This window comes from Prevotella sp. C0026C3 (assembly GCF_056590795.1).
Genome location: NZ_JBWPWW010000003.1, coordinates 60,508 through 72,439, shown reverse-complemented (window position 1 = coordinate 72,439; position 11,932 = coordinate 60,508). Strand labels below are relative to the sequence as shown.

At 44.0% G+C, this 11,932-nt stretch carries 10 protein-coding genes; 5 read left to right on the top strand and 5 right to left on the bottom strand.

From position 1 onward, the window contains the following. Nucleotides 1-504: 504 nt before the first annotated feature. Both AC1EK4_RS02660 and AC1EK4_RS02655 read right to left on the bottom strand, forming a co-directional pair. Nucleotides 505-1,173 (bottom strand): RluA family pseudouridine synthase, encoded by a 669-nt coding sequence (locus AC1EK4_RS02660; RefSeq protein WP_036895871.1) that lies wholly within the window; start codon nt 1,171-1,173, stop codon nt 505-507. 74 nt (nt 1,174-1,247) lie between these two features. Further along, the gene (locus AC1EK4_RS02655; RefSeq protein WP_036895873.1) at nt 1,248-1,919 is read right to left on the bottom strand and encodes a DnaJ domain-containing protein; all 672 of its coding nucleotides are present in this window, start codon (nt 1,917-1,919) and stop codon (nt 1,248-1,250) included. Between the two features lie 98 nt (nt 1,920-2,017). On the opposite strand from AC1EK4_RS02655, the gene AC1EK4_RS02650 reads away from it, so the two are divergent. The 3 genes from AC1EK4_RS02650 to AC1EK4_RS02640 are packed head-to-tail and all read left to right on the top strand — an operon-like array spanning nt 2,018 to nt 5,876. Continuing rightward, the gene (locus AC1EK4_RS02650) at nt 2,018-3,775 is read left to right on the top strand and encodes a bifunctional metallophosphatase/5'-nucleotidase (RefSeq protein WP_062432635.1); all 1,758 of its coding nucleotides are present in this window, start codon (nt 2,018-2,020) and stop codon (nt 3,773-3,775) included. Further along, on the top strand, nt 3,775-4,551 hold the full coding sequence (nudC, locus tag AC1EK4_RS02645; protein ID WP_036895876.1) for an NAD(+) diphosphatase: 777 nt from the start codon (nt 3,775-3,777) through the stop codon (nt 4,549-4,551). The genes AC1EK4_RS02650 and nudC overlap by 1 nt, the downstream gene beginning before the upstream one ends. Nucleotides 4,552-4,574: 23 nt before the next feature. After that, nucleotides 4,575-5,876 (top strand): NCS2 family permease, encoded by a 1,302-nt coding sequence (locus tag AC1EK4_RS02640; protein WP_480356913.1) that lies wholly within the window; start codon nt 4,575-4,577, stop codon nt 5,874-5,876. Nucleotides 5,877-5,938: 62 nt separating this feature from the next. Here the strand turns inward: AC1EK4_RS02640 and AC1EK4_RS02635 are convergent, their stop codons facing one another. The 3 genes from AC1EK4_RS02635 to AC1EK4_RS02625 are packed head-to-tail and all read right to left on the bottom strand — an operon-like array spanning nt 5,939 to nt 8,846. After that, nucleotides 5,939-6,580, bottom strand: coding sequence for a trimeric intracellular cation channel family protein (locus AC1EK4_RS02635; protein ID WP_036895879.1), 642 nt, complete (start codon nt 6,578-6,580; stop codon nt 5,939-5,941). A 4-nt stretch (nt 6,581-6,584) separates the two neighbouring features. Further along, complete coding sequence (locus tag AC1EK4_RS02630) at nt 6,585-7,541, bottom strand: D-2-hydroxyacid dehydrogenase (protein ID WP_062432629.1); 957 nt, start codon at nt 7,539-7,541, stop codon at nt 6,585-6,587. A 30-nt stretch (nt 7,542-7,571) separates the two neighbouring features. After that, the gene (locus AC1EK4_RS02625) at nt 7,572-8,846 is read right to left on the bottom strand and encodes a replication-associated recombination protein A (RefSeq protein ID WP_062432626.1); all 1,275 of its coding nucleotides are present in this window, start codon (nt 8,844-8,846) and stop codon (nt 7,572-7,574) included. A 139-nt stretch (nt 8,847-8,985) separates the two neighbouring features. Between AC1EK4_RS02625 and AC1EK4_RS02620 the strand changes: the two genes are divergently transcribed. Further along, nucleotides 8,986-9,804, top strand: a complete 819-nt coding sequence (locus tag AC1EK4_RS02620) for a hypothetical protein (RefSeq protein WP_480356912.1) — start codon at nt 8,986-8,988, stop codon at nt 9,802-9,804. Nucleotides 9,805-10,129: 325 nt separating this feature from the next. Then, on the top strand, nt 10,130-11,818 hold the full coding sequence (locus AC1EK4_RS02615) for a putative transporter (protein ID WP_062432623.1): 1,689 nt from the start codon (nt 10,130-10,132) through the stop codon (nt 11,816-11,818). The last annotated feature ends 114 nt before the right edge of the window (nt 11,819-11,932 follow it).

Here is an 11,932-nt window from a genome sequence, read left to right as displayed (position 1 = left end):
TTTTAATAGAATGGCGAATGCCTTCAGCTATAATTTTCAAAAAGGCCTATATTATAATAGGTGGGATAAGCCTATAACTGCATTATTTAAGGTTCTCGATACTGATCTACCGATTCCAACTTACCATCTCTGAGCTCCAAAGCCTACATTAATTACAGTAGAGACGGGCGACCTCCCATCTCTACTACAACTACCAGTATCTTTCACCCATTCACATCTTTTCCCTAATATTTATTTACTTGTCTACTCGTCAATTTGTCAACACATCATTACCATTACTATTTGTATCTTCCAAACTCTTCACTTCTCACCCCTAGCTCCTCACTCTGAAATTACTGCAGTGGCTTGGCAACATTCATGTCTAGGCTCGGCAGCAATACTGCAAGGGTTAGTCAGCAAAACTGCCACGGCCTTGCAGTCAGGTAGTAGACAAGTTAACGAGTAGACAAGAAACAAAACTTTGAAACGAGGAAGGATAAGTTTAAAAGGCATAAATGGCTACTTTCACGGCGCAATAGCACTCCACAAACGGTCTTCGGGTAATGGAGCTACAACACACAATGACTCTTTAGACACAGGATGAACGAACGCTACTTGATGCGAGAGCAGTGAGATACTGCCGTCGGGATTGCTACGCTGAGCCCCATATTTCAAATCGCCTTTGATAGGCCACCCCATTGCTGCGAGCTGACAACGTATCTGATGATGTCGTCCAGTGAGCAATTCTACCTCTATCAACGTATAGTTGTCCGACCTACCTATTACCTTATAATTTAAAACAGCTTTCTTCGAACGTGGCACTTCATGGTCGTAAGCATAGCTTTTGTTCTGCTTTTCGTTGCGCACAAGCCAATGTGTAAGGGTTCCTTCGAGCTGTTTGGGTACGTTACGAGTAATAGCCCAATAGGTCTTATGCACCTCTCCGGTACGGAACATCTCACTCATTCGCGAAAGAGCCTTGGATGTTTTGGCAAAGACAACGAGTCCCCACACAGGCCTATCTAGCCTGTGTATCACACCTATAAATACATTACCCGGCTTTTGGTATTTCTCTTTGATGTATGCTTTCACCGTCTCGCTAAGCGGTGTATCGCCAGTCTTATCGCCCTGAACAATCTCTCCACTACGTTTAGAGACGATGATGAGATGATTATCTTCGTAAACTACTTGCATCGTTTTATTTGTTTATACGAATACAAAGATACAAAAAAGGATGAGAATGCGAACAATTCTGCATCCTCATCCTTTTATCCCTGTTGCATCTGCCGAAGCAATTGCTTCTGTCGTTCGGTCAATCCCGTGGGCAGAGTGACGTTGTAGGTGACTATCAAGTCGCCGAAAGTACCATCTCCCCGATTCATTCCCTTGCCACGCAATCGCACCTTTGTGCCATTCTGTGTTTCGGGTTTAATCTTCAACTTAATCTTAGTTCCATCACCCAACTGTACGATTACCTCGCCACCAAGCAAAGCTGTATAAAAGTCTATGTTCACTTCGGCATTCACACTACCCGAACTTTGCCGAGCCGAACGACCAGTATTGGCAGTTCGACCACTTCCAAAAAGGTCTTTAAAGAAACTGGAGAAACCGCCTCCACCAAAGCTATTAAAGTCGAATCCCTCGAAAGGATTACCACCACCGGCCGAAGACCACTGGTAGTTTCCACCACCTCTGCCACCATTAAACATATCGGCCTCGCGCCACTTCTCACCATATTGGTCGTATTTGCGGCGTTTCTCAGGGTCGCTCAACACATCGTAAGCCTCGTTTAATGCTTGAAACTTGGCTTTCGCTTTCGGATCATTGGGATGCAAATCGGGATGGAACAGCTTTGCACGCTTCCTATAAGCCGCCCTGACATCCTTTTGTGGGATGCTCTTATCGACGCCTAGAATCTTGTAATAATCTATAAATGCCATAATTTCTGTACTCTTTTATTCTTTAATAAGAAGTAAGCAAAAACCATGCCGCATTCATAAAAAAACGCTATCTTTGCACACATAAATGAAAAAGCAAAATGAAAAGAATCTTCATTGCATGTCTCATGGCTCTCTGCCTTTCCACATACGCCATGGGAAAGAATAAAACCATCAATATCAGAGTGATTGAAACGAGCGATGTACACGGAAGTTTTTTCCCTTACGATTTTATCAATCGCAAACCAAAAGCAGGTACATTGGCTAGAGTGAGCAGCTATGTGAACTCGCTACGCAAAGATTATGGCAACAACGTAGTGTTGCTCGACAATGGCGATATACTCCAAGGACAACCTACATGTTACTACTATAACTACATAGCTACGCAAGAACGGAACGTGGCAGCAGACATTATCAACTACATGAAGTATGATGCCGAGTCCGTAGGAAACCACGATGTAGAGACAGGACATGCTGTGTACGACAAATGGATAAAAGAGATTAACTGCCCCATGTTGGGTTGTAACATCATCGATACCAAGACTCAAAAACCGTATGTAAAGCCTTATACCATATTAAATAAGGATGGTGTGAAGATTGCTATCATCGGTATGCTGACTCCGGCTATCCCCAGTTGGCTCTCTAAGAATCTATGGTCGGAACTCTACTTTGAAGATATGGTAGTTTCGGCACGTAAGTGGGTGAAGACAGTTCAAGATACCGAGCATCCCGATATCATTATCGGCCTCTTCCATAGTGGTAAAGACAACGGTATCAAGACAGACGAATACGAGGAGAACGCTTCACATCGTGTAGCCAAAGAGGTACCCGGATTCGACCTCATATTGTTCGGTCACGACCACACACGTTCTAATGAGACTATACAAAATGTGGCTGGTAAACTGGTAGTTTGCCTAGATCCAGCTAACAACGCTATTACTGTGGCTGACGCAGAGATTACCGTCACCCTCAACAAAAAGGGTAAGATGATTGACAAAAAGGTCGTAGGAAAACTGGTAGATATGATTAATCAACCTGTTGACGAGGCTTACATGGCCTACTTCAAAGATCATATAGACAAAGTGAATACCTTTGTTAATCGTGAAATAGGTAGCTTTAAGAACACCATTTATACACGCGATAGCTATTTCGGCAGCTCTGCTTTTACCGACTTAATACTCAATTTGCAATTGCAGATTACCGGTGCCGATGTAGCCTTCAACGCTCCTTTGGCTTTCGATGCAAGCATCAAAGCCGGCACGTTGCATGTATCTGATATGTTCAACCTGTATAGGTTTGAGAACCAACTCTACGTGATGCGGCTCACAGGTGAAGAAATTCGTAAGCATTTGGAGATGAGTTACGATCAATGGGTGAACACGATGAAGAGCCCGAACGACCATCTTTTACTTTTGGCCGATACCAAAGGAGACCAACAACGACTTGGTTTCAAGAACTTTACATTCAACTTTGACAGCGCTGCAGGAATCATCTATGAGGTAGATGTGACTAAACCCGACGGACAAAAGGTACGTATTATCAGTATGGCCGACGGCCGTCCGTTCAAAGAGAATGAATGGTATAAGGTAGCTATCAACAGCTATCGGGGAAACGGTGGAGGCGAGTTGCTCACACGAGGAGCAGGTATTCCGCGTGATAGCTTGGAGAGTCGTATCGTCTGGAGAAGCGAGAAAGACCAACGATACTACTTGATGAAGGAAATAGAAAAGACGAAGGTAATGGATCCGAAGCCCAATAACAACTGGAAATTTATACCGGAAGCATGGACACGTGAAGCTGCTAAACGCGACAGTATGCTACTCTTCGGCCGCGCACAAGATCCGAAAGACATTAAATAATGAAGACTTATTGGTTTGTATTTTGTAAATCAGACATTCTATTAGAGTGTCGGGAAGACGGTAGTTGTTCCATCCCATGTGAAGAAGAACCACCTGTTGCCCTCAAACCATGGACACATGTAATCAACATTCCAGCCTTAGAAGACGGTACACCGGCCAAGGCTTTCAGCGTTGATGCGCCAATAACAGATTATCCGGGATTCAAAATGTGCGGATTACGCGCATCGTATTATGAACTAAGCATGGAACTTTACCTGAAAGCAGGTAAATGTCATGAGCTGTTATATTGGGATAAGAATACGCAATTCTGTGGTGTTTGTGGTGCCCCAATGCGCATGCATACCGACATCAGTAAGCGTTGTACATCGTGTGGAAAGGAAGTTTGGCCCCAGTTGGCAACCGCTATTATCGTGTTGATACATCGCGATGATGAAGTCTTGTTGGTTCATGCAAAGAACTTCAAGACCAATTTCTACGGTCTTGTAGCCGGTTTTGTGGAGACAGGTGAAACCTTGGAAGAGGCAGTTCATCGCGAAGTGATGGAAGAAACTGGCATCACCATCACCAATCTGCGCTATTTTGGGTCGCAGCCGTGGCCCTATCCCAGTGGATTGATGGTAGGTTTTAATGCCGACTATGTGTCCGGTGAAATCAAATTGCAGACCGATGAGCTGAGCAAAGGGGCTTGGTTCACTAAAGAGACCTTACCTACCATCCCCGAAAAACTAAGTATTGCCCGCATGATATTGGACGACTGGCTAACTAACAACAAATAAATCCTTTAACATAAATAATCAATATGAGTTTTCTTGAAAAAGCACTTGGATTCAATCCACAGACCATGAAGGTGAAGACGGAGCTTATTGCAGGCGCCACAACCTTCTTAACGATGAGTTACATTCTTGCTGTTAACCCCGCTATCCTAGCTACAACAGGTATGGATAAAGGTGCATTATTCACCGGAACGGCCATAGCTGCCGCCATAGCCACGCTCTTGCTGGCTTTCATGGCAAAGCTTCCATTTGCCCAAGCACCCAGTATGGGACTGAATGCATTCTTTGCCTACACCCTATGTCAGGCTATGGGATACACTTGGCAACAGAGTTTGACCATCATGTTGATAGAAGGTATCATCTTTATCTTGATTACTTTCTTAAACGTCAGAGAAATGATTCTCGACTCAATCCCGCTGAATCTGCGTTACGCCATCAGTGCCGGAATCGGTATGTTCATCGCTTTTATCGGATTAAAGAATGCCGGTATCATCGTAGCCAAGGAAGGAACATTCGTTGGTCTAGGTGCTTTTACACCTGAATGTATATTAGGGCTCATCGCCATCTTGGGCAGTGGAATCCTCATGGCAAGGAATGTGAAAGGCTCTTTGTTCTATGGCATCTTGGCAGCAACCATCATTGGAATCCCCATGGGAGTCACTCAAATGGAGTCAGGATGGTCTCCCGTCTCCACTCCACAGGATATATCACCTGTCTTTTGGAAGTTTGATTTCGACGGATTGATGAACTTCAACACGGTCATCGTGGTGTTCACACTTCTTATTGTCAACGTTTTCGATACCATCGGAACACTCGTTGGCTTATCAGAAAAAACCGGTATCGTAGAAAAGAACGGTAGCATTCCACATGTAAAAGAGGCCATGATGAGCGACGCTATCGGTACTACTTGCGGTGCAATGCTAGGAAGTTCCACTATCACAACATACATTGAGAGCGCTTCAGGAATTGCTGAAGGCGGTCGAAGTGGACTCACCTCGTTCATTGTAGGATGCCTGTTCCTGCTCAGTTTGTTCTTGAGTCCGTTATTCTTGGTTATTCCCAGCGCAGCTACCAGTGGTGCATTGGTACTCGTAGGAGTCTTGATGATTGACTGTGTAAAGAAGACTAACCTTAGCGATGTGAGCGAAGCATTCCCTGCTTTCATCACAATGATTACGATGGTACTTTGCTATTCTATCGCAGATGGTATCTGCTTAGGTATCCTTGCCTATGTCATCATCAAGTTATGTACAGGACAATTCAAGGTGCTCAACCCCATGTTGATAGCTCTATCCATTATCTTTATCCTGAAATTTGTATTTGAATAAATAATCAAACAAGCATAAAACAATAAAGCCCGACACTTGTCGGGCTTTATTGTTGGTAAATATCAACCTCCATTTTCATCTTTCAAAATAGGCAATGATATATGGTATCGAACGGCCAAGAAGCGAATGACGCAGATAATCAAAAACGTAACAATAGACGCTATACCCACATTTACCTCTAAAGAGACAAGCCCCCAATACACCAAACCGCCTGAGATACTAGCCATGGCGTAAATATCTTTCTGGAAAATAAGCGGTTCTTTATTGAGAAACACATCTCTTATCACTCCACCAGCGGCTCCGGTAATGCATCCCATGATGATGGCAACCCAGAAAGGATAACCGAATTGCAAGGTTTTCTGCATACCGGCAATGGTAAACAGAGCCAAACCTATGGTGTCAAAAACCAACCACGCATTGTCCAACTTATTAAGTGACCGTGCAAAAACAATCACAAACAACTGCGCAATAACCGTACAAACGATATAAATAGACGATGTCATCCAAAAAGGAGTGGTCCCTAACATGACGTCGCGCAGCGTTCCGCCACCAATAGCAACAGCAAATCCACACACAAAACCGCCAAACCAATCGAAATGTTTAGCCGCCGCCTGACGGATACCTGATATAGCAAACGCGAAAGTACCGACGAATTCTAGAACTTGTTGAACCGTACGAACAACCTCAGGATCTTGATAGAACATGTTATTATGAGTTTACTACATGAATAGGATGACCATCAATAAAAGCTTTCACATTCTCTACACAAATATCAACCAAGCGTTTGCGTGCCTCAAAAGTGGCCCATGCCACATGCGGAGTTATAAAAGCATTGGGCTGACGGAGCAATGGATTGTCTTTACGAGGAGGTTCCTCGTACATCACATCAGCCCCATATCCAGCCAATTGGCCACTTTCCAACGCGTCAGCCACATCTTGCTCATCAACCAACGGACCACGCCCGGTATTGATAATAATAGCACCTTGCTTCATCATCTTGATGGTTTCCTTATTAATCATCTCCCTTGTTTCGGGCGTAAGTGGACAATGCAAAGTCAGAATATCGCTCACAGAGAGCAGTCCATCAAGCGTTGTTTTCTGAATGCCATCAGGTAAATCAGCCGAATTCTTGCTTGTATAAGCAAATACATCCATTCCGAATTCCTTAGCAATCATTGCTACTTTCATACCAATATTGCCTAATCCAATGATACCAAGCGTCTTACCGGCAATCTCATGTAACGGACTATCCCAATAACAAAAGTCGGGATTGTCGCTCCATTTGCCTTGTCTGTTAAGCTCAGCATAATGGTCTACCCGATTCATAATATTAAGAATATGGGCAAAAGTCATCTGCGCCACACTATCAGTGCTATATGCCGGAATATTTGTCACGACAATACCACGTTTCCGAGCTGCCTCCAAGTCTATGGTATTATAGCCTGTTGCCATCACACCAATATACTTCAACTTAGGCAATTGGCTCATTTCTTTCTCACGAATAGACACCTTATTGGTCAGTACCACGTCAGCATCTTTGGCTCGTTCTACAACTTCTTTGCCCGTAGAACGTTCATATTCCACAAATTCGCCTAATGATTTCAACCCTTCCCAAGACAGATCTCCGGGGTTGATAGCATGAGCATCCAATTCAACGATTTTCATTTTATCAATATCTTTATACCTTTATATATATTACTTCTCATATCTATCACCCCAAAAACGAGTCATGCGATCTTTCAACTTCGTCTCTACCGCATTGGGTTGTGCATGCCATAACCTGTCGTTCACCAGTTCATCGGGCATATACTGTTGCTGTACGAAGTGCTCAGGATAGTCATGACTGTACTTATAACCATCATGATAACCCAACTGTTTCATCAGTTTGGTCGGAGCATTACGCAAATGTAGCGGCACAGGAAGGTTTCCTGTCTGTCGCACTTTCTCCAACGCTGCATCAATACCAAGATAACTTGAATTGCTTTTGGCACTCGTAGCGAGATACACAACAGCCTCCGCCAACGGGATACGCCCCTCAGGCCAGCCTATTTTCATGACCGCATCGAAAGCCGCATTAGCCAATAACAGAGCGTTGGGATTGGCTAATCCTATATCTTCGGAGGCACTAATGACCAGTCGGCGAGCGATAAATTGAGGATCTTCACCGCCTTCTATCATCCTAGCCATCCAGTATAAGGCTGCATCAGGGTCGCTCCCACGGATGCTCTTGATGAATGCTGAGATGATATCGTAGTGCATTTCCCCCTCTTTATCATAGGCCAAAGGGTTCTGTTGCAGCCGGTTTACTACCAAGTCGTCGGTAATCACCACATCGTTCTTCCCCTCCGACTCTACTACCAGTTCCAATATATTCAGCAATTTACGCGCATCTCCACCACTATACCGCAACATGGCTCCGGTCTCTTTCAGTTCTATACGGCGCTCTTTCAAATATATATCCGTCGTAATAGCTTTATGGAGCAGTTCCAATAAATCGTCTTGCTCCAACGATTTCAAAACATACAACTGACAACGTGACAACAACGGCCTAATCACTTCAAACGAAGGATTCTCCGTCGTAGCCCCGATCAATGTCACCACCCCCTGCTCCACTGCACCAAGCAAGGAGTCCTGCTGCGATTTACTAAACCGATGAATCTCGTCAATAAACAAGATTGGCGATGCGGTATTGAAGAATCTGCTTTCCTTGGCCTTTGCTATGACGTCGCGAACGTCCTTTACTCCACTTGTCACAGCACTTAAAGTATAGAACGGAGTGTCTAACTTATTGGCAATAATACGTGCAAGTGTAGTCTTTCCAACACCCGGTGGTCCCCATAACAAAAACGAGGAAATCCTACCTGTGTCTATCATTTGGCGCAATACGGCTCCCTCTCCTACGAGATGTTTTTGGCCGACATAATCGTCCAAAGTTTTGGGTCGCATTCGCTCTGCTAACGGTTCACTCATATATGTATGCAAAAATAGAGAATAAGGGGGAGAAATACAAAAAATCCTTTTGAAAAGTTTGTGAATATGATACAGAGTATGTACTTTTGCAGCGCTATCCAAGACTGAGTTTAAGGTAAGATAAATAGCAATCACACATATGAGACAACAGAAAGTATTAACCCTAAAGACGCTAAGCAAAAGCAATGTATGGGATATTCAGGAGAATGACATATTCCGTATGTGGGAGGCTGCTGAGAAAGATGCAGACCTCAAGGATAACATGAGACATTACATAGATGTCATCAAAAGTGCATTCGATGCAGAAGAAATTAAGATTGATAAACCAGAGGTCATCAGGAAGTATGAAGACCGCGGATTCAAGATTGGACGCATCAGAATAGACGAAAACAACAAGAACAAGTGGGCATTGAAGAAACGCACCATCATGCGTGTATCCGATCTTACCTACGAAAATATACACCATATCTCTGCTACAAAGTTGCTAGAATGCATCGACCGAAATTTTGGCGGTGGCTGGGATTCACTTTCACAAAGCATCAGAGACATCATCGAACATGGTTTCGACATCAGCACTACTACTCTTCCCAAAGACAGACTACACAAGAAAGGTGGCATGTATGAGAAGAAGGTAGCCGACGGATTTGATGTGCTTGAAATTCCAAAGGGTGGATGGATTGAAGCCATCTTCGCTAAAGAGAAGCCTGAATTAGAAAGACCAAGGGTAAGATTTGATAGTGATGACGATATGGATAAGTTGGATTTAGATGGAGATACCATTGATACCGATGATGAAGACTTACCGGAAATCAAGGATAGTTACAACGAGCCCGATGACGATGAGGATGTTTTCGACGAAGACAAATTGACAGAAGAGAGTTATCGCACGACCTTTGAGGAAAATCCGGACGACCTCAATATGGAAGCCGAGGATATGTCTGACGACGACAACTATTAAACAGAAAGATATTACAAACGACCATCAGGGGAATCGGGCTAAACCCGATTCCCCTTTTATTGTGCCTATCTCCCATCCTCAAGTTCCTTATTTCCCACTCCTAATTTCTCCCCCTTAACTCGCTGCAAAGTCGAGGCAAGCATGCTGAACAAGCACTGCAGCAACGCTGTTCGGCCATTGCAGTAACGCTGCCGACACTTTGCAATAAGACAACTATGGCTATCGAAAATACTAATAACAGCACTCTCTGAATATAATTACCACCACTTGATGTTCTATATTAAATGTAATAACTTTGCAATTGCAAAATCAATTACGATCAATCATGGAAATTATCGAGCACTTATTTCAAGGAATGCCCGGACTATGGGGTGGCGGTGTAGCCCACTCCGTACTTATTCTATCCCTTGTTATAGCAATGGGATTGTCGCTAGGAAAAATCAAAATAGGTAATGTATCGCTTGGACTGATGTGGATACTCTTCTTCGGTATCCTGTTCGGCCAATTCAATTTGAACCTCGACGAGCATCTATTGCACTTCATGAAAGAGTTTGGACTAATTCTCTTTGTCTACTCTATCGGTATGCAAGTAGGTCCAAGTTTCTTCTCTTCATTCCGTAAGGGTGGTAAAACACTTACCATGCTAGCCATCATCACGATATTCTTGAGTGTGATTATCACCATCACGCTGCACTTCACCACGCAGACTCCTATCACCACATTGGCCGGTATACTCTCCGGAGCCGTGACCAATACACCGGGACTAGGTGCTGCTCAGCAGGCAAACAGCGACTTGAACGGTATTGATGCACCGGAAATCGCACTAGGTTACACCGTAACTTATCCATTAGGTATATTCGGTGTCATCTTAGCTTTCATGCTTTTGAGATACATCCTTAGAATTAATAAGGAAGAAGAAGATGAGGATGCACGCACCGGATTAGGACACTTGGAGGAGTTAAGCGTAAGAACATTCACTGTAGAGGTGACCAATGAGATGATTGATGGCATGACCATCAAACACATTCGTCCTATGGTGAAACGCCAGTTCGTCATCTCGCGTATTGTCCATGCCAATAATGCAGCTCACAATGCACTCGTCAACGGACAAACAACCATTCATCTTGGCGACAAATTGCTGATTATCGCCAACCCTAAAGACATTGAACCTATCATCGCACTGATGGGTAACTCCATTGAGATGGACTGGTCTCCATACGAGAAAGAGTTGATTTCGAGAAGGATTCTAATTACCAAACCGGAACTAAACGGCAAAAGTTTGGCTCAATTAAGAATCAGAAGCAACTTCAATGCTAACATTACGAGAGTGAATCGTTCGGGTGTAGACCTTGTAGCCACACCACAATTGCAACTCCAGATGGGCGACCGTGTGACGGTTGTCGGCTCAGAATTAGCCATAGGACATACCGAGAAGATACTCGGTAACTCCATGCGACGCCTCAATACACCAAACATTATCTCCATATTCTGGGGTATTGCATTAGGTTGTATACTAGCAAACGTACCCTTCGTGATACCGGGTATTCCTGCACCTTTGAAACTTGGACTGACTGGTGGACCGCTTGTCGTAGCCATATTGATGGGATGTTTCGGTCCTAAATATCGCATCGTGACCTACAATACCATCAGCGCCAACCTCATGATACGCGAGATTGGTATCTGTATCTTCTTGGCGTGTGTGGGCTTGGGAGCCGGTAACTCGTTCGTAGAAACTGTTATCAGCCGACAAGGAGCTACTTGGATAGCCTTCGGTTTCATCATCACACTGCTTCCAATCTTAATAGGTGGACTCATAGGTCGCTATGTATACCATCTCAACTACTTCACGTTGCTGGGCGTATTATCGGGTGCCAACACCAACCCGGCAGCACTGGCATACAGCAACGATTTGACTACGACCGACTCGGCTGCCATAGCTTACGCGACCGTATATCCGTTCTCGATGTTCTTACGCATCGTTACGGTACAGATAATGATATTTGCAATGGGGTAAAGAAGATTAGTATTTTAGATTTAGACAAGAATTAACCCATTCTACAAGTCTGCTATCTACAAAATCGATAGCAGACTTTTTATATTTCTTCAGAAACATATTTACGTCAATATT

Coding starts and splice junctions, on each gene's coding strand:
- AC1EK4_RS02660 (WP_036895871.1), bottom strand. CDS start 1,173: ATGCAAGTAGTTTACGAAGATAATCATCTCATCATCGTCTCTAAACGT.
- AC1EK4_RS02655 (WP_036895873.1), bottom strand. CDS start 1,919: ATGGCATTTATAGATTATTACAAGATTCTAGGCGTCGATAAGAGCATC.
- AC1EK4_RS02650 (WP_062432635.1), top strand. CDS start 2,018: ATGAAAAGAATCTTCATTGCATGTCTCATGGCTCTCTGCCTTTCCACA.
- nudC (WP_036895876.1), top strand. CDS start 3,775: ATGAAGACTTATTGGTTTGTATTTTGTAAATCAGACATTCTATTAGAG.
- AC1EK4_RS02640 (WP_480356913.1), top strand. CDS start 4,575: ATGAGTTTTCTTGAAAAAGCACTTGGATTCAATCCACAGACCATGAAG.
- AC1EK4_RS02635 (WP_036895879.1), bottom strand. CDS start 6,580: ATGTTCTATCAAGATCCTGAGGTTGTTCGTACGGTTCAACAAGTTCTA.
- AC1EK4_RS02630 (WP_062432629.1), bottom strand. CDS start 7,541: ATGAAAATCGTTGAATTGGATGCTCATGCTATCAACCCCGGAGATCTG.
- AC1EK4_RS02625 (WP_062432626.1), bottom strand. CDS start 8,846: ATGAGTGAACCGTTAGCAGAGCGAATGCGACCCAAAACTTTGGACGAT.
- AC1EK4_RS02620 (WP_480356912.1), top strand. CDS start 8,986: ATGAGACAACAGAAAGTATTAACCCTAAAGACGCTAAGCAAAAGCAAT.
- AC1EK4_RS02615 (WP_062432623.1), top strand. CDS start 10,130: ATGGAAATTATCGAGCACTTATTTCAAGGAATGCCCGGACTATGGGGT.